The sequence below is a fragment of the Streptosporangium sp. OZ121 genome (genome assembly GCF_051918885.1).
Lineage (GTDB): Bacteria > Actinomycetota > Actinomycetes > Streptosporangiales > Streptosporangiaceae > Streptosporangium.
Genome location: NZ_JBPXMC010000005.1, coordinates 346,489 through 367,560, shown reverse-complemented (window position 1 = coordinate 367,560; position 21,072 = coordinate 346,489). Strand labels below are relative to the sequence as shown.

22 protein-coding genes are annotated in these 21,072 nt (G+C 72.0%); 17 read left to right on the top strand and 5 right to left on the bottom strand.

Annotated elements, in window-relative coordinates:
* Positions 1–3: 3 nt before the first annotated feature.
* The 8 genes from ACTOQ1_RS13775 to ACTOQ1_RS13740 all read left to right on the top strand — a co-directional run bounded on the left by ACTOQ1_RS13775 (position 4) and on the right by ACTOQ1_RS13740 (position 9,286).
* On the top strand, positions 4–468 hold the full coding sequence (locus tag ACTOQ1_RS13775) for a roadblock/LC7 domain-containing protein (RefSeq protein ID WP_440067137.1): 465 nt from the start codon (positions 4–6) through the stop codon (positions 466–468).
* Positions 465–851: a DUF742 domain-containing protein gene (locus ACTOQ1_RS13770; RefSeq protein ID WP_440067136.1), complete on the top strand. Its 387-nt coding sequence runs from the start codon at positions 465–467 to the stop codon at positions 849–851. The genes ACTOQ1_RS13775 and ACTOQ1_RS13770 overlap by 4 nt, the downstream gene beginning before the upstream one ends.
* Positions 832–1,443 carry a GTP-binding protein gene (locus ACTOQ1_RS13765; protein ID WP_440067134.1) on the top strand — a complete coding sequence of 204 codons (612 nt, stop codon included), beginning with the start codon at positions 832–834 and terminating at the stop codon, positions 1,441–1,443. The genes ACTOQ1_RS13770 and ACTOQ1_RS13765 overlap by 20 nt, the downstream gene beginning before the upstream one ends.
* A 190-nt stretch (positions 1,444–1,633) precedes the next feature.
* Entirely contained in the window at positions 1,634–3,652 is a 2,019-nt protein-coding gene (locus tag ACTOQ1_RS13760) for a CehA/McbA family metallohydrolase (protein WP_440067132.1), read from the top strand.
* Positions 3,653–3,841: 189 nt separating this feature from the next.
* Entirely contained in the window at positions 3,842–4,627 is a 786-nt protein-coding gene (locus tag ACTOQ1_RS13755; protein ID WP_440067130.1) for a polyphosphate kinase 2 family protein, read from the top strand.
* Between the two features lie 204 nt (positions 4,628–4,831).
* A complete protein-coding gene (locus ACTOQ1_RS13750) occupies positions 4,832–6,283 on the top strand; it encodes a bifunctional phosphatase PAP2/diacylglycerol kinase family protein (RefSeq protein ID WP_440067128.1) in 1,452 nt (483 codons plus the stop codon).
* A gap of 370 nt (positions 6,284–6,653) precedes the next feature.
* The gene (locus ACTOQ1_RS13745; protein ID WP_440067126.1) at positions 6,654–8,285 is read left to right on the top strand and encodes an ABC-F family ATP-binding cassette domain-containing protein; all 1,632 of its coding nucleotides are present in this window, start codon (positions 6,654–6,656) and stop codon (positions 8,283–8,285) included.
* A 23-nt stretch (positions 8,286–8,308) separates the two neighbouring features.
* A complete protein-coding gene (locus ACTOQ1_RS13740; RefSeq protein ID WP_440067125.1) occupies positions 8,309–9,286 on the top strand; it encodes a hypothetical protein in 978 nt (325 codons plus the stop codon).
* An 83-nt stretch (positions 9,287–9,369) separates the two neighbouring features.
* On the opposite strand, the gene ACTOQ1_RS13735 is transcribed toward ACTOQ1_RS13740, so the two are convergent.
* Together ACTOQ1_RS13735 and ACTOQ1_RS13730 are read right to left on the bottom strand one after the other, a co-directional pair.
* Positions 9,370–9,663: a zf-TFIIB domain-containing protein gene (locus ACTOQ1_RS13735; RefSeq protein ID WP_440067123.1), complete on the bottom strand. Its 294-nt coding sequence runs from the start codon at positions 9,661–9,663 to the stop codon at positions 9,370–9,372.
* Positions 9,664–9,708: 45 nt separating this feature from the next.
* A complete protein-coding gene (locus ACTOQ1_RS13730) occupies positions 9,709–10,650 on the bottom strand; it encodes a phosphotransferase family protein (protein WP_440067121.1) in 942 nt (313 codons plus the stop codon).
* A 57-nt stretch (positions 10,651–10,707) separates the two neighbouring features.
* Here ACTOQ1_RS13730 and ACTOQ1_RS13725 point away from each other — a divergent pair, with 57 nt between their 5' ends.
* A complete protein-coding gene (locus ACTOQ1_RS13725) occupies positions 10,708–11,607 on the top strand; it encodes a TIGR03619 family F420-dependent LLM class oxidoreductase (RefSeq protein ID WP_440067119.1) in 900 nt (299 codons plus the stop codon).
* A 182-nt stretch (positions 11,608–11,789) separates the two neighbouring features.
* A complete protein-coding gene (locus ACTOQ1_RS13720; protein ID WP_362843538.1) occupies positions 11,790–12,572 on the top strand; it encodes an HAD-IIA family hydrolase in 783 nt (260 codons plus the stop codon).
* Between the two features lie 547 nt (positions 12,573–13,119).
* Here ACTOQ1_RS13720 and ACTOQ1_RS13715 read toward each other — a convergent pair.
* Positions 13,120–13,524: a RidA family protein gene (locus ACTOQ1_RS13715; protein WP_440067117.1), complete on the bottom strand. Its 405-nt coding sequence runs from the start codon at positions 13,522–13,524 to the stop codon at positions 13,120–13,122.
* Positions 13,525–13,684: 160 nt separating this feature from the next.
* Between ACTOQ1_RS13715 and ACTOQ1_RS13710 the strand changes: the two genes are divergently transcribed.
* The 4 genes from ACTOQ1_RS13710 to ACTOQ1_RS13695 all read left to right on the top strand — a co-directional run bounded on the left by ACTOQ1_RS13710 (position 13,685) and on the right by ACTOQ1_RS13695 (position 16,575).
* Entirely contained in the window at positions 13,685–14,080 is a 396-nt protein-coding gene (locus ACTOQ1_RS13710; RefSeq protein ID WP_440067115.1) for an ArsR/SmtB family transcription factor, read from the top strand.
* The gene (locus tag ACTOQ1_RS13705) at positions 14,013–14,495 is read left to right on the top strand and encodes an SRPBCC domain-containing protein (RefSeq protein WP_440067114.1); all 483 of its coding nucleotides are present in this window, start codon (positions 14,013–14,015) and stop codon (positions 14,493–14,495) included. The genes ACTOQ1_RS13710 and ACTOQ1_RS13705 overlap by 68 nt, the downstream gene beginning before the upstream one ends.
* Entirely contained in the window at positions 14,482–15,054 is a 573-nt protein-coding gene (locus ACTOQ1_RS13700; protein ID WP_440067112.1) for a TIGR03086 family metal-binding protein, read from the top strand. The genes ACTOQ1_RS13705 and ACTOQ1_RS13700 overlap by 14 nt, the downstream gene beginning before the upstream one ends.
* A gap of 75 nt (positions 15,055–15,129) precedes the next feature.
* Positions 15,130–16,575, top strand: a complete 1,446-nt coding sequence (locus ACTOQ1_RS13695) for a glycosyltransferase family 39 protein (protein ID WP_440067110.1) — start codon at positions 15,130–15,132, stop codon at positions 16,573–16,575.
* Between the two features lie 28 nt (positions 16,576–16,603).
* On the opposite strand, the gene ACTOQ1_RS13690 is transcribed toward ACTOQ1_RS13695, so the two are convergent.
* Both ACTOQ1_RS13690 and arfB read right to left on the bottom strand, forming a co-directional pair.
* On the bottom strand, positions 16,604–17,047 hold the full coding sequence (locus ACTOQ1_RS13690; RefSeq protein ID WP_440067108.1) for an NUDIX hydrolase: 444 nt from the start codon (positions 17,045–17,047) through the stop codon (positions 16,604–16,606).
* A 101-nt stretch (positions 17,048–17,148) separates the two neighbouring features.
* Entirely contained in the window at positions 17,149–17,571 is a 423-nt protein-coding gene (gene arfB, locus ACTOQ1_RS13685; RefSeq protein WP_362683289.1) for an alternative ribosome rescue aminoacyl-tRNA hydrolase ArfB, read from the bottom strand.
* A 249-nt stretch (positions 17,572–17,820) separates the two neighbouring features.
* On the opposite strand from arfB, the gene ACTOQ1_RS13680 reads away from it, so the two are divergent.
* The 3 genes from ACTOQ1_RS13680 (at position 17,821) to ACTOQ1_RS13670 (ending at position 21,049) form a co-directional block, all read left to right on the top strand.
* On the top strand, positions 17,821–18,654 hold the full coding sequence (locus tag ACTOQ1_RS13680; RefSeq protein WP_440067107.1) for a hypothetical protein: 834 nt from the start codon (positions 17,821–17,823) through the stop codon (positions 18,652–18,654).
* Between the two features lie 200 nt (positions 18,655–18,854).
* Positions 18,855–20,411, top strand: coding sequence for an alkaline phosphatase D family protein (locus tag ACTOQ1_RS13675; RefSeq protein WP_440067106.1), 1,557 nt, complete (start codon positions 18,855–18,857; stop codon positions 20,409–20,411).
* Positions 20,412–20,500: 89 nt separating this feature from the next.
* Entirely contained in the window at positions 20,501–21,049 is a 549-nt protein-coding gene (locus tag ACTOQ1_RS13670) for a hypothetical protein (protein WP_440067104.1), read from the top strand.
* The last annotated feature ends 23 nt before the right edge of the window (positions 21,050–21,072 follow it).

Here is a 21,072-nt window from a genome sequence, read left to right as displayed (position 1 = left end):
CGAGTGGTGCAGGGAACAGGATCCTTCACGGACCTGGCCTGGTTGCTGGACGACCTGGTCTCGCGGGTGGAGGAAGCTCAGCACGGAATCGTGTTCTCCACCGACGGCCTGTTGCTGGCCGCGTCGGCGGGATTCTCCCCGGCCGACGCCGAGCACCTGGCCGCCGTCGGGTCGGCGATCCAGAGCCTGGGCCGCGGGGTGAGCGACCGGGTCGGTGGCGGGCCGATGCGCCAGACCATCATCGAGATGCGGACGGCGTACCTGATCGTCACCGCCGCCGGGCAGGGAGCCTGCCTGGCGGTGTTCTGCGGCGCCGAGGCCGACGTCGGCCTGGTGGCCTACGAGATGGCCATGCTCGTCACCCGCGTGGGGCAGTACCTCACCTCGCCCACCAGGACGGCCGAATCCTCCTTCAGGGGTGACTCCTCCCTCAGGGCCGACGCTTTCAGAGGCGACGGCACACGATGAGCATCTTCGACGAGCAGCCCGACACCCAGTGGGTCGGCGACGAGGCGGGGCCGATCGTCAGGCCGTACGTCCTGACGCGGGGCAGGACCGAACCGAGCCGCGGCCGGTTCGACCTCATCACCCTGGTGGTGACCATCCGGCAGGTCTCGTCGAGGGAACCGGGGCTGGACCCGGAGTGCCTGGCCATCGTCCGGCTCTGCCGGCAGGCCCAGTCGGTCGCGGAGATCGCGGCCCATACGAACCTTCCGGCAGGCACGGTCCGTGTCCTGCTCAGCGACCTGCTCGACCAGGGATTCATCGCCATGCAAGAACCGCATTCGGAGACGGACATGCACGACGAGAGGCTGTACAGGGCGGTGCTCGATGGACTCCGTGCGCTCTAGTCGCGACGCCGGGCGCGTGAAACTGCCCAAGGCGATCAAGATCCTGGTCGCCGGTGGGTTCGGCGCGGGCAAGACCACGCTGGTCGGCGCGGTCTCGGAGATAGAGCCGCTGCGCACCGAGGAGACCCTGAGCGACCGGGGCATCGGCGTCGACGACCTGTCGGGCGTGGAGACCAAGCAGACCACCACGGTCGCCATGGACTTCGGCCGCATCACCATCGGCGACGACTACCGCCTCTACCTGTTCGGCACGCCCGGCCAGGAGCGCTTCTGGTTCCTCTGGGACGAGCTGGCGCTGGGCGCGCTGGGCGCGGTGGTCCTCGCCGACACCCGGAGGCTGGCCGACTGCTTCCCCTCGCTCGACTACTTCGAGCGGCGCGAGACGCCTTTCATCGTCGCGGTCAACTGCTTCGACGGGGCCCGCCGCTACGAGCTCGACGAGGTCAGGCTCGGGCTGACCCTGCACGAGGACATCCCGATCGTGCTGTGCGACGCCAGGCAGCGGGAGTCGGGCAAGGAGGTGCTCATCACCCTCGTCGAGCACGCGATGCGGATGCGGCTGGGCACGACGTCCCAGCCGTCGGGCGCCTGACCTCCCGCGGGACGGGCCGCGGCCCGCGGACGCGACGAGCCCTTCCGGGGCGGGTCATCACCGCCCCGGGAGCGTTTTTACCCCTCTGGTAGGGACGAATCCCTCACCGCCGGACGCCCTGCAACAACCCCCCGTATCCGGCGTGTCACGATAGCGGCGATCACCTGCGTCCTACCGTGCGGGGAGACCTATGTGTGACGATCCGACTATTCCTCTCACCGTCGCGCGGGCGCTCGGAGAGTACCGGGCGCTGCTGGACGAGCACGGGGTCACCTGGGGCGAGGATCCCATCTTCTACGTCAGGTCCATGGCCACCGACGCCTACCTGATGGGCACGACGAGCTTCTGGGAAGTCTGTTACGGCATGCTCGGCACCCGCTATCCCGAGGTGCCGTTCGAGGAGCTCAGGGACCGTCTCGACGAGCTGGACATGGACGAGGTCGTCCGCGGCGTCCTCGCGGGCCGGGTGCTCGGCAACCTCGCCGCGCTCCGCCTCACCGACAGGGGAGTCGCGCTGCGGGCACGGGCGCAGGCCGTGCTGGACGGCAGGCCCCTGCGCACGACGCTGCTGCTCGACTCCAGCAGGTCCGGGCCGGCCACCGTGCTGGCGGACGGGCGGGCGCACGTGGTCGGACCCGGCGGCGCCCGGCTCATCAAGATCACGAGCCGGAGCGAGGTGGTCGCCGACGGCGTACCGGTCGACCTGTCGCCGCTGACCCGCCCCGCCCCCGCGGCCCGCCTCCGGGTGCGCGCGGGCTTCCCGTGCAAGTGGAGCGTGTACGGCGAGCACGGCCAGGGCTGGTACCCCGAAGGGGCCCCCGACCGGCACGACTACCACGTGATGCCCTACTTCCACGGGGACGACCTGGTCCTGGACGTCCCGGCCGAGACGCTGACCGTGCGGGTGTCCAGGGGCATGGAGTACGGCTCGGCGCAGGTCACGGTCACCCCGGCGCCGGACGGGGAGACCCTCGTCGAGCTGACCCCGGAGCGGTTCTACGACGCGGCCGCCCTGGGCTGGTACGGCGGGGACATGCACGTCCACCTCAACTGGGCGGGCGACATGGTCGGCACGCCCGGGCTCGCGGGGATCATGCAGCACGGCGAGGACCTGCACGTCCTCAACCTGGTCGCCGGGAACGTCTCCTCCGAGCGGGTCTACGACTCCGAGGCGCTCGAACACTGGGCCGGGCGGGACCTGCCCTGGTCCGACGCCTCCCACGTGGCGAGGATCGGCGTCGAGTACCGCAACGACCTGCTCGGCCACCTCTACGCGTTCGGCGTCTCGGCCCCGCCCTCGCGCTTCCACACCGGTTTCCTCGGCACCGCCGACTGGCCGCCCAACAGCGTCGCCTGCGAGGAGCTCCGCGACCTGGGGGCCGTCACCGGCTACAGCCACCCCTTCCACAATCCGTTCACCGACATGGACGGACCCGACAAGGCGCTGCGGTGGGGGCGCAACTGCTCCTCCCGGGAGATCGTCGCCGACGCGGCGCTCGGCCTCGTCGACACCCTGGACGTGCTCAGCCAGACCTCGATCACCGCGACCGCCGCCGTCTACCGGCGCCTGATCGGAGCGGGCAACCGCGTCGCGGTCACCGCGGGCACCGACGCGATGATCTCCTTCGCCCGGCGGGGGAACCAGTCCAACCCGCCCGGCTGGGCGCGTGTCTACGCCAGGGTGGACGGGCCGCTGACCGCCGCGTCGTTCGCCGAGGCGGTCAGGCGGGGCCGTACCTTCGGCACCACGGGGCCCTGGCTGGAGCTGTCGGTCGCGGGCCACGGCCCCGGGGCCACCCTGGACCTGTCACCGGGGGAACGGGTCACGATCACCGTCCGGTCGGTCGGCCCCGAGGTGGAACGGCTGGAGATCCGCACCGCGGACGGCGTGCTGGCCGAGGGGCCGCCCGGCGAGCTGACCGCGGAACTGGTCGCCGGCGACCCCACCTACGTCGTCGCCCTCGCCACCGGCGGACCGCACGAGCGGTCGTTCACCGGCGAGGTGTACGCCCACACCAGCCCGGTCTACCTCGACGTGGGCGGCCGTCACGTGGCCAGGGCCGAGGACGTCGGCTGGTGCCTGGAATGGCTGGACGCCCTGGAGACGCTGCTGCGGAAGGAGGGCACCTTCGAGACCGGCGGGCAGCTCGCCGACCACCTCGCCCTGATCGGCCGGGCCAGGGAGGTCTACCGGGACCGCCTGGCCTGACGACGCGCGGCGGCCGCTCCCGTACCCGCCCGGCTCGGAACCGTGGCGCCGGAACCCGGGCCGGGGACGCCCGGCCGGGACCGCGCGGCGGCGGGACACGGACCGCTCGCCCGGACCACCCGCCCGGACCACCCGCCCGGACCGTTCGCCTGGACCGCTCGCGGGCCGGGACATGCGAGGCTTGTCGGCATGAACCGCCTGTCTGAGGTCGACCTGTCACAGAAGCTCACCAAGAAGGACGCCTCCGAGCGCCTCGACGCCGCCCTTGATCGCCTGCTCCGCCTGCGGCTCACGCTCGGCGGCCAGGTCGGCGAGCAGCGCATCGGCCCGCCGCTGTGCGTGGTCTTCGAGGGCTGGGACGCCTCGGGCAAGGGAGGGGCGATCAAGCGGCTGGTGCGCCCGCTGGACCCGCGCCACGTCCGCGTCGCCCAGTTCGCCGCGCCGACCTACGACGAGAAGCGCCACCACTTCCTGTGGCGGTTCTGGCCGGTCCTGCCCGGCTGGGGCGGGATGGCCGTGCTCGACCGCTCCTGGTACGGCCGGGTGCTGGTGGAGCGGGTCGAGGGCTTCGCCACCGAGGAACAGTGGTCCCGCGCGTACGGGGAGATCGTGGAGTTCGAGCGGACCCTCGCCGCCGAAGGCATGATCATGGTCAAGTTCTGGATGCACGTCTCCGAGGAGGAGCAGCTCAGGCGCTTCCGGGATCGGGCCGGCGACCCGCTGCGGGCGTGGAAGCTCACCGACGAGGACTGGCGCAACCGCGAGAAGCGCCCGCAGTACGAGGTCGCGGTGGAGGAGATGCTCGCCCGCACCGACCACCCGAAGGCGCCCTGGCACGTGGTCCCCGGCGACGACAAGCGCCTGGCCCGCGTCACGGTCGCGGAGACCGTCTGCGCCGCGGTCGAGGCCGAACTCGCCGCCAGGGGCCACAAGCCGGTGATCTCCTCCCCGACGGGCGGCGCCGCCGACGAGTAGCGAGGCCGCCGTCGCCGCCGTCGCTGTCGCCGGTGTCGTCCGCGCCATTCCCTCGAGAAGTATGGGAGCGGCGGAAACGCCCCGGGCACGGAGGCACGCGGCAGAATCGAATGGCTGTCCTTTCGTTCGTCGTGAGCGGTTCGTCGTGGCAGTTGGTCGTTGCTGTTCGTCATTGCTGTTCTTCATCGCAGGAAGGTGCGGCGCATGCGGTTGGGCTCGCGGCTGAGCAGGCTGGACCGGCGGGTGTTCGCCATGGTGGCGGGCGCCAGGTTGCCCGGTCTCGAACGCGTCGTGCCCGCGCTGTCGCGCGCGGCCGACAACTCGCTCCTGTGGGCCGGGGTGGCGGGGGCGCTGGCGGTCAGCGGGCGGCGGCCGCTGCGCCGGGCCGCGACCAGGGGGCTGCTCGCGGTCAGTCTCGCCAGCCCGCTGGTCAACCTGGTCGGCAAGCAGGCCTTCCGCAGGAACAGGCCGTCGGCCGAGGGGCTCCCGCTCGCCCGGCTGATCAAGATGCCCGTGTCGGCGTCGTTCCCCTCGGGCCACTCCGCCACGGCCGGCGCCTTCGCCGCGGCCGTGGCGCTGGAGGCGCCCCGCGTGGTCGCGGTCCCCGTCGCGCTCCTCGCGGCGGCCGTCTGCTTCTCCCGCGTCTACACCGGCGTGCACTATCCCGGCGACGTGCTGGCCGGAGCCGGGATCGGCGTGGCGGCGGGGCTGATCACCCGTCGCATCTGGCCCGACGCCGGCGAGGCGGGGCAGGCGCGCGCCGCCCTCACGGCGCCGTCCGCGCGGCTCGACCCGGAGGGCGAGGGGACGGTCGCCGTGGTCGACGGCTCCGCCGACGCCGTCGCGGGAACGGCCGAGGCGCTGCGCGAGGCCCTCCCCCGGGCCGAGGTCGTCGAGGTGGAGCCGGGCGCCGACCTCGGGGCCGCCGTGCGGGACGCCGCCTCGCGGGCCAAGGTGCTCGCGGTCGCCGGGGGAGACACCGTGGTCAACCTGGCGGCCCAGGAGACGGCGGGCGGGGCGACCCCGCTGCTTGTCGTTCCCGCGAGCGCCCACGGCAGGTTCGCCCGCGCGCTCGGGGTGGAGACCCCCGAGGAGGCCGTGACGGCCTACCACAGCGGCGACCTCGTGGCCGTCGACGTCGGCGAGGTCGCGGGCCGGACGTTCGTCAACACCGCCAGCGTGGGCGTCTACCCGGCGCTGGTGGAGCGCAGGGAGCGGCGGCAGGGCCGGATCGGCAAGTGGCCCGCGCTGTTCTGGGCCATGGCCGAGGTGCTCGGCCCGGGGGGCGCGCAACCCGTGGATCTCGTCGTGGACGGGGTGCCCCGGCGCGTCTGGATGGTGTTCGTGGGCAACTGCCGCTACGAGGCGCGCGGCGGAGCCCCCTCCAGACGGCAGCGCCTGGAGGACGGCCTGCTGGACATCCGCGTGCTCGCCGCCGCCGACCGGCTGCCCCGGCTGCGGGTGTTCCTCAGCCTCCTGGCGGGACGGGTGAAGCTGTCACGCCACTACCAGCAGTGGCAGGCCGACACGCTGCGCGTCTCCGCGCCCTCGGGAAGGCTGCGGCTGGCACGCGACGGCGAGACATTCACGGTCACGGGCGAGGTGGAGTTCACCAAGCGCCCGCGGTCGCTCCTCGTGATCCGGCCGGCCGGCTGAGCTCCGGACGGCGTCCCGGCCATGGCCGGTCATGGCCGGCCGTGACCGCGCCGCCATCGGCGGGTCCGCCGTCGCGGGGTGACCGCGCGCACCGGCCCCGGGAGCGGGGCGCGGAAAAAGGTTTGACGCGGCCCGCGGCGCGTCGGGTAGGTTTTCAACCGCATCGTCACCGTCCGTGGGAGAGTCCGTTGAAGTTCTGAGGTCCGGACACCGCGCCCCCGAGCCGTCCTTTCGGCCCGGCGCGCGTCTGACCTCGGCGGATCTCGTCATCGTCGTGATGACGCTTCCCCGGTGAATCCCTGCTGAGCGCGTGCGCGCCCGCGGTGTCCCCGTGTCCTGTTCCATCTCGACACCTTGTGGGAGCCGCCCCATGTCTTCTTCGATAGTCGTCGACGGCCTGTCGTTCGCCTGGCCGGACGGCACCGTCGTCCTCCACGACCTCGACGCCGCCTTTCCCGCCGGGCGCACCGGTCTGATCGGCGTCAACGGCTCGGGCAAGTCGACCCTGCTCAGGCTCATCGCGGGGGAGCTCACCCCCCTTTCCGGCTCGGTCGGCGTCGCCGGGCAGGTGGGCTACCTGCCGCAGGGCCTGCCGCTCGACACCGGCCGCAGCGTCGAGCGGCTGCTGGGCGTCGCCGAGCGCAGGGCCGCGCTGCTCGCCATCGAGCGCGGCGAGGTCTCCGAGGAGAACTTCGCCGCCGTCGGCGACGACTGGGACGTCGAGGAGCGCGCCCGCGCCGAACTCGACCGGCTCGGCCTGGCACACGTCGGCCTCGACCGTACGGTGGCGACGCTGTCGGGCGGCGAGGTCGTCATGGTCGGGCTGGCGGCGCTCTTCCTGCGCGGGCCCGACGTCCTGCTGCTGGACGAGCCGACCAACAACCTCGATCTCGACGCCCGGCGCAGGCTCTACGCCGCGGTGGAGTCGTGGCCGGGGGTGCTGGTGGTCGTCAGCCACGACCGGACCCTGCTGGAGCTGGTGGACAACGTGGCCGACCTCACCGGCGGCACCGTGCGGATGTACGGGGGGAACCTCTCCGGCTACGAGGAGACGCTCGCCGCCGAGCGGGAGGTCGCGGAGCGGATGGTCAGGGTCGCCGGTGCCGACGTGCGCCGCCAGCAACGCGAGTGGGAGGAGGCCCAGGTCAAGCTGGCCCGCCGGGTGCGCTACGGCAACACGATGTACGAGCGGAAACGCGAGCCGAAGATCATCATGCAGGCGCGCAGGCGGCAGGCCCAGGTGGCGGCCGGCAAGCACCGCGGCATCCACGCGGGCAAGCTCGCCGAGGCCCGCGAGCGGCTCTCCGAGGCCGAGGACGCCGTCCGCGACGACGCCGTGATCCGCGTCGAGCTGCCGGGGACGGCCGTCCCCGCCGGGCGGACCGTGCTGATCGCCGACGGCCTGCGCACGGTGGGCGGGGCGGCGCCCACGGACCTCGTGGTCAGGGGACCCGAGCGGATCGCCCTGGTCGGCCCGAACGGCTCGGGCAAGACCACGTTCCTGCGTACCGTCGTCGGGGAGCTCGAACCGGCCGAGGGCTCGGTCACGGTGTCCGTGCCCGGCGTGCGGTACCTGCCGCAGCGGCTCGACCTGCTGGACGACGCGCTCAGCGTGGTCGGCAACGTCCGCCGCTTCGCGCCGTCGGTCCCGGTCAACGAGATCAGGGCCAGGCTCGCCAGGTTCCTGTTCCGCGGCGCCCGCGCCGACCGGGCGGCGGGCACCCTGTCGGGCGGTGAGCGGTTCCGCGCGGTGCTCGCCGCGCTGCTGTCGGCGGAGCCGCCGCCACAACTCCTGCTGCTGGACGAGCCGACCAACAACCTGGACATGGCCAGCGTCCGGCAACTCGCCCAGGCCCTGGAGGCCTACCGGGGCGCGCTCGTCGTCGTCAGCCACGACCTGCCGTTCCTGGGGTCGATCGGCATCACCCGGTGGCTGTCCGCGGATCGGGAGGGGGCGCTGTCAGAGATTGCCGATTCCCGGGTGCTGTTTGACGCCCAGTGATCGATCCGGCGATAGTTGTGCGGGTGACTACCCCCCGATTGCTCGCCTGTGCCGTGGTCACCCTGGTGGCCCTCACCGCCTGCACCCCGTCTCCGGGCGACCCCGTGGTCGGCCCGGCCACCGCGGGCGGCACGGTGGGAACGGGACAGGGATCCGGTGGCCGGATCTCCTCATCTCCCACCGGCCCGCCCGCCGCTGTGACGCTGACGCCCGACGAGTACCGGGCCGAGCTGGAGGAGGCGCGCGGCCCGGTGCGCGACGCGGTGAAGAAGCTGGCCGCGACCGGCGGGCTGAAGACCCTCGGCAAGCAGCTGCAGAAGACCTCCGGCGCGGTGGAGGGCGCGGTGACCCGGCTGTCCGCGCTGGCGCCTCCCGCGGAGGTGAAGGCCCAGCACGACAGCTACGTCGAGGCTCTGGGACGGCTGCGGACCTCTTTCGACACCGCCCGCCAGGACGCCGAGGAGCAGCGGGTGTGCACCGGCCCGGCCGTGCTGACCGGCATGGCCGAGGCGGACCAGCTGTCCGACGTGGAAGACGTCGCCAAGACGCTGAGCGGGTATCCGGCGAGCGTCATCCCGGTCAAGGCGGCCAAGAAGCGCGACCGCCGGCTGTCCAACGGCAGGTTCATCGCCTCCGAGGGGCGGACGGGCCGCGCCTACCTCGAACTGCGCAACGGCACCAAGCAGGACGCCGTCGTCGTCCTGGTGCGCGGCAAGAAGAAGGCCGTCACCGTTTATGTCCGCAGGAAGTCGAACTTCAAGATCCGGGGTGTGCGGGACGGCAGCTACAAGATCTACTACACCCTCGGCCAGGACTGGGACGCGAAGGCGCGCACCTTCACCCGCTCGTGCGCCTTCGAGCAGTTCGGCAAGTCCGTACGGTTCAGGACCGTCCACACCGCGACCCAGATCCGCTGGACCGATTGGACGATCACCCTGCACGCCGTGACCGGCGGCACCGTGAAGCCCAAGAAGGTCAAGCCGGGCGACTTCCCCACCTGACGCGCCACCCTTCCCGAAGGCGCCGGGAACGCGAAGACCGCGACCTCGTGACGAGGTCGCGGTCCCGGTGTCACCTCGGCCGATCAGGTCGAGAAGAGCATCCCGACCCAGCTGCGCTGGCGGTGGTGGCCGTAGTGGCCGCCGTGGTGCTGTGCACCCCAGGCGGGAGCGCCGTAGCCGGGAGTGCCGTGCACGGGCGGCGGGGGCGGCGGCGGCGGAGCTGCGTGGGACTGCTGCGACCACTGGCTCTCCATGCGGGTCAGCGTCTCGAGCTCGCCGTAGTCCAGGAAGATTCCGCGACAGCTCTCACACTGGTCGATGTGAACGCCGTTGCGCTCATAGGTGCGCATGGCGCCCCGACACTTGGGACACTGCATCTGGCTGGTCTCCTTGTTCTGGCGTGGTAACCGAGTAACCACAACCTACTGCGTGGGCACACTATGGCAGGCGCTTCGATGCCGGACAATCCTCAGGCAGGACTCGACCAGGACCTCCTCCACCTCGTCCAGCGGACGCCCCTCCCGCCCCGCGGCGGCCACCGCCGCCGCCGCGAGCTGCACGGTCATCGCCTGCGCCGGGACCTCCAGCCGTCCCCACGGATCGCCGTCCGGCGGGACGGCGACCCCGCCCGCGGCGCGGTAGGCGCCCAGGAAGCGGTGCCACACCTCGGGCTCCAGCAGTCCGGCCGCGAACCAGGCGGCGGGCCTGGACAGGTCCCAGGCCTGGTCGCCGACGCCCAGGTCGTCGATGTCGATGAGGATCCACTCGTCCGGCGCGCGGACCATCTGGCCCATGTGCCAGTCGCCGTGGGTCAGGCCGCCGGGAGCGGCACCGGAGGAGCCGCCGGGAGCCGTGCCGGGCGGGTTCGTTCCGGGTGCGGAGGGGGCGGGCAGGCAGGTGAAGGCCCGGCGCACCGCCAGTTCGGCGGCGGAGCGGTCACCCAGGCGGGCGACGGTCGAGGCCACCCGCGCCGGTCCCCCCGCGGCCCGCAGCGGGGGCAGCGCCCGCACCGGTACGGCGTGCAGCCGCGCGAGCAGCCGCCCGGCCGCCTCCCAGGGCGCCGCGTCCGGATCCGCGTGGTCCACCGGCGTCCCGGCCGGCCAGACGGTGACCAGCCGATCCCCGGCGGTCATGACCTCCTCGGTCACCGGTTCGAGCATGATCCCGCGCAGGGCCGGGTGCGCGGTGGCCCGCATCCGCTCCACCAGCGGTTCCCGCTCCGCCCCCGGCGCGTGCGCCTTGACCACGACGGAACCGGCCCGCACGATGATCACGTCCGGCCTGGTCGGCAGCACCGTGCCGGGCGCGCCGCCGTATCGGGCGCCGATCCGGCGCAGTTCGTCGATCAGGTCCTCGCTGTCCATCCGGCAAGTGAACCACCGGTCACCCTTCCCGCCGACCGGCGGCCTAAAGTGCGAGGTATGAGGATCGGTTTCGCGGTGCCGGTGTCGGGGTCCTGGGCGACGCCGGAGAACATGGCGCGGGTCGCCCGGGGCGCCGAGGAACTCGGCTACCACGAGCTGTGGACCTTCCAGCGCCTGCTCCACCCGCGGGGCCACGCCATGGGCCCGACCTACCGCAGCGTGCACGACCCGGTGGTCACGCTCGCCTACCTGGCGGGCCTGACGAGCCGCGTCCGGCTGGGGGTGGCGGTGCTCAACATGCCGTTCGTCTCGCCCGCGCTGATGGCCAAGCAGCTCGCGAGCCTGCAGGCGGTCTCCGGCGGGCGGCTGGACGCGGGTCTCGGCCTGGGGTGGCTGCCCGAGGAGTTCGCCGCCTCAGGGGTGTCGTTCGAGCGGCGCGGGCGGCGTGCGGAGGAGTACGTCCCGCTGCTGCGGCGCCTGTGGACGGAGGAGACCGTGGAGCACGAGGGCGAGTTCTACGAGCTGCCCCCGGTGCAGCAGGATCCCAGACCGCCCGTCGTGCCGCCGATCCTGCTGGGCGGTTCCGCCGAGGTGGCGCTCAGACGCGCGGGGCGGCTGGCGGACGGCTGGATCAGTTCGAGCCGCGAGGACCTCGACGGCATCGGCGAGAAGATCTCCGTCGTCAAGGAGGCGGCTCGTGCCGCCGGGCGCGACCCCGAGGCGCTGCGCTTCGTCACCCGGGGCGTCACCCGGGTCCGCTCCCCGGGAGTGGCCGGGCGCGAACCGCTGACCGGTTCGTTCGAGGAGATCCGGCGTGACGTCGGCGAGCTCGCGGCCAGGGGTGTCACCGACGTCTTCCACGACCTCAACTTCGACCCGGAGATCGGATCGCCCGACGCCGACCCCGGGGAGTCGATGCGCAGGGCGGAGGCGGCGCTGGAGGCGCTCGCGCCCTGATCGGCATGCGGTTCCCGGCGTACCGGGAGCCGGGCGGCGAACGGAGCCCGGCGGGTCGTGCGGTGCGCCGGAGGTCCCGCGTGACCGGCCTTCCCCGTGGATGTACGGGTCTGATGGCACGTGACCGGACCGGTCCTGCCATCCTTGTTCTGGTACGTACCCGGCGGGAACAGAGGAGAACGGTGGACGAGCGCAAGCCGATCGAGTGCTGGCTGTCGGACATGGACGGGGTCCTCGTCCACGAGGGACACCCGGTGCCCGGTGCCGACGAGTTCATCCGCCGCCTGCGCGAGTCGGGCAAGCGGTTCCTGGTGCTGACCAACAACTCGATATACACCCCGCGCGACCTGGCCGTACGGCTGCGCGCGGCCGGACTGGAGATCCCGCCGGAGTCGATCTGGACCTCCGCGCTGGCCACCGCCAGGTTCCTGGACGGCCAGCGCCCCGGCGGCTCGGCGTACGTGGTGGGGGAGGCGGGGCTGACCACCGCCCTGCACGAGATCGGCTACGTCCTGACCGACATCGCCCCCGACTACGTGGTCCTCGGCGAGACCCGCACGTACAGCTTCACCCAGATCACCCGGGCGATCCGGCTCATCGAGGGCGGTGCCCGGTTCATCGCCACCAACCCCGACCCGGTCGGCCCGTCGAACGAGGGGTCGCTGCCCGCCTGCGGCGCGGTCGCCGCGATGATCACCAAGGCGACCGGGGTGGAGCCCTACTTCGTGGGCAAGCCCAACCCGATGATGATGCGCAGCGCGCTGCGGGCCATCGACGGCCACAGCGAGAGCACCGCGATGATCGGTGACCGGATGGACACCGACATCGTCTCCGGCATGGAGGCCGGGCTGCACACGATCCTGGTGCTCAGCGGGGTCGTCAGCAGGGACCAGGTCGACCGCTACCCGTTCCGCCCCTCCATGGTGGTCGACTCGGTCGCCGACCTGATCGACCTGATCGACTAGGGCGGGTCCCGCCCGGCCGGAAGCGCCGCTCGAAGTCCCCGGCGGGACGTTCCCGGTTCTCCCGGGGACATTCCTGCCGTGGGCTGTCAGGTACGGGTGCCATGCTGTCGCCCATGACGCGTGTTTACCTGTTTACCTGGAGATCGGCCCGAAGAAGGTCTTCGCCTGCTCGGTGGAGTGGCCGGGATGGTGCCGGATCGGCGGATCCGAGGAGGCGGCGCTCGACGCGCTGATGACGTACGCGCCGCGCTACCGGGTGGTCGTGGAGCGGGCCGGGCTCGCCGAGGTGCTGTCCGGCCCTCCGACGGCGGTCCGCCGGTCCCCGGCGGCTGGCCCGCCCGCTACGCCGCCCGCCGGATCGCCTGGCACGTCGTCGACCACCTGTGGGAGATGGAGGATCGCCGCGCCTAGCGGGTGTTCGATCCCGCGAGTTCCGTCTGGCCGTGGTTTCCGGCGCCTCACCAGGCCGGGGGTCTCGCGGGTGAGCGGTGGTGACCATGAGCGCGATCGGCGGGCCGAGGGCGTCGGCGGCCGTACCGCGCCCGGGTCAGCCCGCGGCCGTCACCTCGATCTCCACCAGCCATTCGCTGACGAGCGTCTGCGCGACGATCGCGGTGGTGGGAACGACACGACCGTTCAGCGCCCTCACCCGGGCCGCCGCGTTCGCCTCGGCGTAGGAGGCGTCGCGCAGATAGCTGGTGAGCCGGACGATGTTGTCCACGGTCATGCCGGCCGAGGCCAGGATGGCGCGCAGGTTGGCCCAGACGAGGTCGAGCTGTTCGTCGAGCGTGGCTCCGGCGGCACCCGCGGGATCCAGCCCCATCGTTCCGGAGACGAACAGCAGCCGTTGCGCGTTGCGGACCTCCATCGCGTGCACATAGTCGTCGGTGCTGGCGTACACCCCGTCCGTCGGGTCGTGCGTGACGATCTCGATCCTCGGATTCGCTGTCATGGAGAGGATCGTGTCAGCATCCGGCCGTCCTTACCAGGTGATATCCAGCTGTGCGCGCCCGGCATGCGGCGGTGAGCAGCACTTTCAACCGGGAGGTTGACGAAGGGGTGATCTCCGGACTACCGTTCTTTCAACCATTGGGTTGAAAGGGGGAGGATCAATGACCACGGACGCGCTGTCCCAGGTCTTCGCCGCCCTCGCGGATCCGACCCGGCGCGACATGGTGGCCCGGCTCTCGGAGGGCGACGCGACCGTGAGCCAGCTGGCCGAGCCGTACCGGATGACGCTGCAGGCCGTCTACAAGCACCTGCGGGTGCTCGAGGACGCCGGGCTCGTCAGCCGGCCGCGGGGGCCGCAGCCCCGGTCGGTGCACCTGGAGGCCCAGGTCTTCGACCTGATGGACACCTGGATCGAGCGCTACCGGGCCCGCGCCGAGCGGCGCTACCGCCGCCTTGACGCCGTCCTGGAGGCGATGAGGGGAGACGAGCATGAACAGGACCGCACAGACGGTCATCGAAGCCGATCCGAGGCTGCCGGTCATCCGGATGACGCGTGACTTCGTGGCGACACCCGGGCAGCTCTTCCGCGCCCACACCGATCCCGTGGCGTTCGCCCAGTGGGTGGGGCCCGACGCCACGGCCGTCCGGATCGAGCACTGGGACGCCTCCACCGGCGGCAGCTGGCGGTACGTCTCGACGCACGGCGGCGCGGAGTACGGGTTCCACGGCTGCTTCCACGAGGTGCGGCCGGACCGTATCGTGCAGACCTTCACGTTCGAGGGCGACCCCGACGGAGTCATGCTGACGACGTTGTGGCTGGAGGACCTGGGCGACGGCCGCACGCGGCTGCGGACACAGTCGCTGGTCGACAGCTTCGAGGGCCGCGACGCGTGGCTGCGCTCCGGCATGGAGGTCGGTGTCGAGGAAGGGTACGCGAAGCTGGAGAGGATGGCCGTCGATGGCGCTGTCTGACCGCCCGGCGGAGCGGCACCGGCAGGTCGCCGGGCTGTTCACGGACCGGGTCCGCGGTACCAAGTCCTGGGACGCGCCGTCCCCGGTCGACGGCTGGACCGCTCGCGACGTCGTGCGGCACCTGACCGGATGGTTCCCCGGGTTTCTCGCCTCCGGTGCCGGCGTCGACCTGCCCCGCGGACCGTCGGTGGACGAGAACCCGGTCCTCGCGTGGCAGGTTCACTGCGACGGCGTGCAGGCGGTGCTGGACGATCCGGAGACGGCGCACCGGGAGCTCGCCGACCGGCACATCGGCCGCCTGCCTCTGGAGAGCGCGATCGACCGGTTCTACACCGCCGACGTGTTCATGCACACCTGGGATCTTTCCCGGGCCACCGGCCAGGACGACCGGCTGGACCTCGATCTCTGCGCCCGGCTCCTCGGCGAGATGGAGCAGATGGAGCAGGCCATCCGCTCCTCCGGCCAGTACGGCGCCCGCGTCGAGGTGCCCGGCGACGCGGACGTCCAGACCAGGCTGCTGGGTTTCATCGGCCGGGACCCGTTCTGGTCGGCGCGGTGAGATCGGGCCGGTGGCGCTGACGCCGCGCCGGACCGTCGCGTCGGTCGCGTTCATGGTGTGAAATAGCGCGATGTGATGGGTGTTGCGGAAAAGGGCCGGGTCCGGCCCCGTGAGCGGTCCCGCCTGCCGGAGGCGATACCGGCGGCGGCGGCGATGCTGATCGGGCTCTGGGGCATCACCACGCCCTCGTTCTGGCGCGACGAGTCGGTCAGCGCGCTGGCCGCCGCGATGCCCCTCGGCGACCTGTGGCACCTGCTCGACAGCATCGACCGGGTGCACGCGCTCTACTACCTCCTGCTCCGGCCGGTCGCCGCGTTCTCGACCGGCGAGCTGGCCATGCGCCTGCCCTCGGTCGTCGCCACGGCCGCCGCCGCGTACGGCATCACGGTCCTGGGCAGGAGGCTCGCCACCCCGGGAGCGGGCCTTCTCGCCGGACTGCTCTACGTCGCGCTGCCGATGGTGAGCCGGTACGCCCAGGAGGCGCGCAGCTACGCGATCGTGACGGCGGTGGCCGTCCTGGCCACCTGGGTGCTGGTCGAGGCGACGCGGCGATCGGGCCGCCGGTGGTACCTGGCCTACGGGGCCTGCCTGGTGCTGCTCGGCTGGTTCCACGTCTACGCGCTGCTCCTGGTCCTCGCGCACGTGGTGACGGTGCTGTGGTGGCGCCGCGCGCCGTCGCCGTCATCGCCGTCGCCGTTCCGGCCCGATGCGGTGCGCTTCGCCGGGGCGCTGGCCGTGGCCGTGGCCGGGATCGCCCCGCTCGCGCTCCTGGCGGCCGGTCAGCGCGAGGCGCAGCTGTCGTGGTTGGAGCCGTCGAAGCTCACCGACGTCGCCTGGTTCGGCGAGGAGCTGGCGGGCACCGTGGGGGTGGCGCTGCTCCTGGTCGCCCTCATGCTCCTCGGGACGTTCGCCGGCGGGCGGCTGGCGGCGGTCGCGCTGCCCTGGGCGCTGCTGCCGTTCGTGTCCATGGCGATCTCCATCGTCCATCCCGTCTTCAACCCGAGATACGTGCTCTTCGCCGTCCCCGCGATGGCGCTGCTGGCGGGAGCGGGCCTGAACGCCGTGCGGCCCCGGGCCCTGGGCTGGATCGGGCTGGTCCTCGTCGCGGCGCTGACCGTCCCGACGCACCTGACGATCCGCGAGCCGGACAGGCGGCCCGACAACCTGCGTGCCATGGCGGCCACGCTGCTGGACAGGCAGCGCCCCGGCGACGCCGTGCTCTACGTGGGGGAGAACCGGCGCCTGTTCGCCGCCGTGTACGAGGACGCGTACCGGAACCTGCGCGACCTCACCCACGCTCCCGGCCGGCGCACGCCGAGGACCGCCGCGCAGTTCACGGCAGCCCTGGAAGGTGTCGAGCGCGTCTGGCTGGTCACCGGCGGCAGGAAGCACAAGAGCAGGGACTTCGTGGAGGACGACGAGCGCTATCTGGCCCTGATGGCCAACCGCGACTTCACCCTGAAGTCCACCGAGGACTTCGGCTACTCGTGGTTCGGCCTCTACGTCCGCGAGCGGCGCTGATCCCTCCGGAGCCTCCGGGCGCGGGAGGTCAGGCGATCAGGCCGGGCAGGCGGGTGGCCGCGCCGGCGAGGTAGGCGCCGAGCTCCGGGGGGACGATGTTGACGGCGGAGATCTCGGCCGGGTCGAGCGGGAGCCGCACCACCTCGTACTCGCCGCGGGCCGGGTCGTCGAACTCCGGGCCGCAGCGCAGCGCGGGGTCCATCGAGACCAGGCGGCAGCCGTAGACGTGCTGGGTCTTGACCCCCTCGTCGCGCAGGCACTCCAGGGTGGTCAGCGGGGTGACACCGGAGACCACGGCGCCCAGCTCCTCCATGACCTCGCGGTGCAGGGTGTGCTCCAGGGAGGCGTCCTCGGGCTCGACGTGGCCGCCGGGAATGGACCAGTAGAGCTCCTTGCCGGGAACCGTGCGGCGGAACACCACCAGCTGGTCGTCGTCGAGGAGGACGGCGCGGACGCTCGGCACGGCAGACATGGGGCCATTGTGTCACCGCTCCGGTGGCCCGGCCCTCATCCGGGTCCGGGGATCCGGGATTTCCGTACGGCACAGGTCCCCGGTGAGGGGGAGACGAGGCTCTAGTGGTGGTCCCTGCGCAGCCGCTTGAGGTCCGAACGCTGCTTCTTGGCGGCGATCCGCCGCTCGACCGCGCCCCTGCTCGGCTTGGTCGGACGGCGCTTCTTGGGCGGCGGGGCGATCGCCTCGCGCAGGATCTGGGCCAGGCGCATCTCGGCGGCCTCGCGGTTGCGCAGCTGGGAGCGGAACTCCGAGGCGGCGATGGTGATCACCCCGTTCACCAGGCGGGGGCCGAGGCGTTCGAGGGCTCGGGCCTTGAAGACGGGGCCCAGCGTCTCGGTGGCGGCCAGGTCGAAGCTGAGCTCGACCCGGCTGTCGGTGGTGTTGACCCCCTGGCCGCCGGGGCCGGAGGAGCGGGAGAACCGCCAGCCGAGCTCGGCCTCGGGGACCGAGACCGAGCCGCTGATCTGGAGCGGACCGGGCATGGCGGTGACTTCCTTCTCACGGGGGTGTGCGTGTCTCCAGGGTACCGAGGAGCCATAAGCGTGGATCAAATGGTTTTATGCCCAGTTTGGTGTCAATTGACGATTTTCGAGTCGTGGCCGCAGTCGTATCGGCCTTGTGGCGCGGGGTTCCCTTCCGCCACAGTTGCCCGGGGGGCACACATCTGCCCGAAGGCACATGTGGTCAGACATCCGCGATGGCAGGGCATCCGAAGCAGGAGGCGGGGGCGCATGGACACGATCGTCGGCGTGCACGGTATCGGCAAGTACCGCTACTACCGCGACGCGGGTAACTCGGTCAGCGGCGCCGCCCTCGCGATGCGCGACAAGTGGGACCGCTACCTGCACAAGGGCCTGACCGGCGGCAGGCCGCACGCCAAGGAGCGCTACGTCACCGAGATCGCCTACTACGCCCACCTGCTGGGCGAGAGCAAGAACGACTCCGTGCGCGCCGTGCGGAGCATGGACGTCGGCGCCCAGGAGGTCTTCGTCGCCTGGGCCAAGCAGCTCGACGCGGTGGGGGAGGGGCTGACCGGCGCCCTGCACCGGATGACCGGCTGGCTGCTGGACCGGCTGGAGGTCAACGCCGCCGACTTCGCCGCGTTCTTCTGCCCCGAGGTCGCCGCCTACCTGGCCGCCGGGGGTGAGACGCGCGCGAAGTGCCGGGCGGCCGTGGCCGAGGTGATCAGGCGGAACCGTCCCAAGGTGGTGATCGCGCACTCGCTGGGCAGTGTGGTGACGTACGAGACGCTCTGGGCCAACCCCGACCTGGAGGTCGACCTGCTGATCACCCTCGGCAGCCCGCTCGGCATGCGCAACGTGATCTTCGAGCGCCTGATGCCCGCCCCGGTCAACGGCTGGGGCGAGCGCCCTCGCAAGGTCAGGCGGTGGGTCAACATCGCCGACAAGGACGACATCGCGGCGATCCCGCCGGGCCTGAGGTCCTGCTTCACCGGGGTGGACCAGGAGGCCCTGGTCGATCTCGACTGGATCGACTTCCACACCGTGGAGAAATACCTGGGCTGCGGCGCCCTCACCCCGCACCTCAAGCCCTACCTGAGCTGACCCCGTCTCCCTGCCACGCGGCCACCGGCGGGAGGCCGGTCCTTCGCCGTGATGTCGCCCGGAGGTCGGCCGCTGTTCAATCACCGTGGGTAAGGCACTCGTCTGTGCGGCGGCTGTTCACCTCGCCTTGATTCGCAGGTCACGGCCAGGAAAGCTGGAACGGTTGCACTGATGGCGTGGAGCAGAAGCCGTCACGCAGAGTGTTCCTTTCCGTCGCCGCCGCGGGTGCGGGCGGCCTGTTGCTGACCGGGGCGGGGCTCGGCCCCTCCCGGATTCCCTCCCGGACCCTCGCCCGTGACCCGTTCACCCTCGGCATCGCCTCCGGCGACCCGTCGCAGGACGGTGTCGTGCTGTGGACCAGGCTCGCCCTCGACCCGCTCGGCCCGAACGGCCGGGGTGGCATGCCGGTCAGGGACGTGGACGTCGAATGGCAGCTCGCCACCGACGAGCGGTTCTCCAAGGTGGTCCGCGAGGGCACCGAGACCGCGCGCTGGAAGCGGGCGCACAGCGTCCACGTCGAGATCGACGGGCTGGAGCCCGGCCGGGAGTACTTCTACCGCTTCCGCGCCGAAGGCCACCTGTCGCCGGCCGGACGCACCCGTACGGCCCCGTCCGCCGTGTCCGCCCTGTCCTCGGCGTCCTCGGCGTCCGCGCTGACCTTCGCCGTCGCCGCCTGCGCCCACTACGAGCACGGCTTCTACACGGCGTACCGGAGGCTGGCCGAGCAGGACCCGGAGCTGGTCGTGCACCTGGGCGACTACATGTACGAGTACGGCCCCCAGGGGTACACGGCGCTGGGCGGGAGCGTCCGGCAGCACACCTGGGGCAAGTGCGCCACGCTGGCCGACTACCGGATGCGCCACGCGCAGTACAAGAGCGACCCCGACCTGCAGGCGGCACACGCGGTCGCACCGTGGCTGGTGGCCTTCGACGACCACGAGATCGAGAACAACTGGGCCGGGGAGGTCTCCAGCTCCGGCGCCCCGGCGTTCGCCCGGCGCAGGGCCAACGCCTTCCAGGCGTACTACGAGAACATGCCGCTGCGCAGGACGAGCGTGCCCGGCGGGGCGTCGATGCGCGTCCACCGCCGGGTCGACTGGGGACCGCTGGCCCGCTTCCACCTGCTCGACACCCGGCAGTTCCGCGACGACCAGGCGTGCGAGGACGGGCTCAGGTCCGGTTGCGACGACCGGCTCGCGACAGGCCGCACCCTGCTCGGCGAGGACCAGCGGCGCTGGCTGCTGAACGGCCTCGCGAGCTCGGACGCCCACTGGAACCTGGTCGGCCAGCAGATCCTGATGGCCCAGCGTGACTCCAAGGTCGGGCCGGGCACCGAGGTCAACATGGACTCCTGGGACGGCTACGCCGCCGAGCGCACCCGCCTGCTGACCGGTTTCCGCGACTCGGGCGCGGCCAATCCGGTCGTGCTGACCGGCGACGCGCACATGCACCACGCGGCGGATCTGAGGCTCGACTTCGACGACCCCGACTCGCCCCGCGTGGCGGTGGAACTCGTCACCTCCTCGATCGCCAGTGACGGCGACGGCTACCGGGACGAGGGCCGGATCGCCGAGACGGTCGCGGAGAACCCGCACATCTCCTACCTCGACCAGCGGCGCGGCTACATCGTCTGCAGGGTCACCCAGGAGGAGCTGCGCGCGGACTTCCGCACGCTCGACTACATCAGCAGGCGCGGCGCCCCCGCCAAGACCGGCGCCCGGTTCACCGTGCCGTCGGGCCACGCGGCCCTGACCTGAGACACCGACCTGGAACGTGTCGTCAGGACAGGCGGCTCTGACCTGAAATGTGAGAGGAATTCCAACTTATTTATTGCATGATGCCGCTTATGAGTCCCCTCGCCACGAGGCTCACCGCCGCGGCACTCGCCGCGGCGCTGGGCGGCACCCTCCTCTCCCCGACCCCCGCGACAGCCGCCGGATCCGCCTTACCCGCTTCACCTGCTTCATCCGCCGCACCCGCGGTCGCGCCCGCCGCGGCGGCGTCCTCCGACTTCGGGTACGTGATCACCTTCCCCAAGCACGTCCACCGGGGCGGATCCCTCGTCTACTCCGTCAAGGTCCGCAACAGGAAGGCCCGCGGCCAGCACTACGTGGCGCTCGTCGGGGACTTCTCGAAACGCTTCCGCAAGATCCGGGTGATCTCCAAGCCACGCAGCGTCAAATGCTCCGTCAAGGGCCGCAGCCTGTCCTGCTGGATCACCTCCCTCGACAAGGGCGACTCGACGACAGTGCGGATCCGGGCCTGGGCCGGCTCGCGCCGGGGCACCGCCACCGCCACGTTCGGCGTGATCGCCACGTCCGACGCGGACGCCGACATCCGCAAGCTCCGCAAGGAGATCGGCCGCAAGATCAAGGCCAGCACGCGCATCCGCTGACCCCGGCCCCGCCCCCTGTTCCG

Bases quoted from the DNA above. Each gene is read 5' to 3' on its own strand.
- ACTOQ1_RS13770 (WP_440067136.1), top strand. From the start codon at position 465: ATGAGCATCTTCGACGAGCAGCCCGACACCCAGTGGGTCGGCGACGAG.
- ACTOQ1_RS13765 (WP_440067134.1), top strand. From the start codon at position 832: ATGGACTCCGTGCGCTCTAGTCGCGACGCCGGGCGCGTGAAACTGCCC.
- ACTOQ1_RS13760 (WP_440067132.1), top strand. From the start codon at position 1,634: ATGTGTGACGATCCGACTATTCCTCTCACCGTCGCGCGGGCGCTCGGA.
- ACTOQ1_RS13755 (WP_440067130.1), top strand. From the start codon at position 3,842: ATGAACCGCCTGTCTGAGGTCGACCTGTCACAGAAGCTCACCAAGAAG.
- ACTOQ1_RS13750 (WP_440067128.1), top strand. From the start codon at position 4,832: ATGCGGTTGGGCTCGCGGCTGAGCAGGCTGGACCGGCGGGTGTTCGCC.
- ACTOQ1_RS13745 (WP_440067126.1), top strand. From the start codon at position 6,654: ATGTCTTCTTCGATAGTCGTCGACGGCCTGTCGTTCGCCTGGCCGGAC.
- ACTOQ1_RS13735 (WP_440067123.1), bottom strand. From the start codon at position 9,663: ATGCAGTGTCCCAAGTGTCGGGGCGCCATGCGCACCTATGAGCGCAAC.
- ACTOQ1_RS13730 (WP_440067121.1), bottom strand. From the start codon at position 10,650: ATGGACAGCGAGGACCTGATCGACGAACTGCGCCGGATCGGCGCCCGA.
- ACTOQ1_RS13725 (WP_440067119.1), top strand. From the start codon at position 10,708: ATGAGGATCGGTTTCGCGGTGCCGGTGTCGGGGTCCTGGGCGACGCCG.
- ACTOQ1_RS13715 (WP_440067117.1), bottom strand. From the start codon at position 13,524: ATGACAGCGAATCCGAGGATCGAGATCGTCACGCACGACCCGACGGAC.
- ACTOQ1_RS13710 (WP_440067115.1), top strand. From the start codon at position 13,685: ATGACCACGGACGCGCTGTCCCAGGTCTTCGCCGCCCTCGCGGATCCG.
- ACTOQ1_RS13705 (WP_440067114.1), top strand. From the start codon at position 14,013: ATGAACAGGACCGCACAGACGGTCATCGAAGCCGATCCGAGGCTGCCG.
- ACTOQ1_RS13700 (WP_440067112.1), top strand. From the start codon at position 14,482: ATGGCGCTGTCTGACCGCCCGGCGGAGCGGCACCGGCAGGTCGCCGGG.
- ACTOQ1_RS13695 (WP_440067110.1), top strand. From the start codon at position 15,130: ATGGGTGTTGCGGAAAAGGGCCGGGTCCGGCCCCGTGAGCGGTCCCGC.
- ACTOQ1_RS13690 (WP_440067108.1), bottom strand. From the start codon at position 17,047: ATGTCTGCCGTGCCGAGCGTCCGCGCCGTCCTCCTCGACGACGACCAG.
- arfB (WP_362683289.1), bottom strand. From the start codon at position 17,571: ATGCCCGGTCCGCTCCAGATCAGCGGCTCGGTCTCGGTCCCCGAGGCC.
- ACTOQ1_RS13680 (WP_440067107.1), top strand. From the start codon at position 17,821: ATGGACACGATCGTCGGCGTGCACGGTATCGGCAAGTACCGCTACTAC.
- ACTOQ1_RS13670 (WP_440067104.1), top strand. From the start codon at position 20,501: ATGAGTCCCCTCGCCACGAGGCTCACCGCCGCGGCACTCGCCGCGGCG.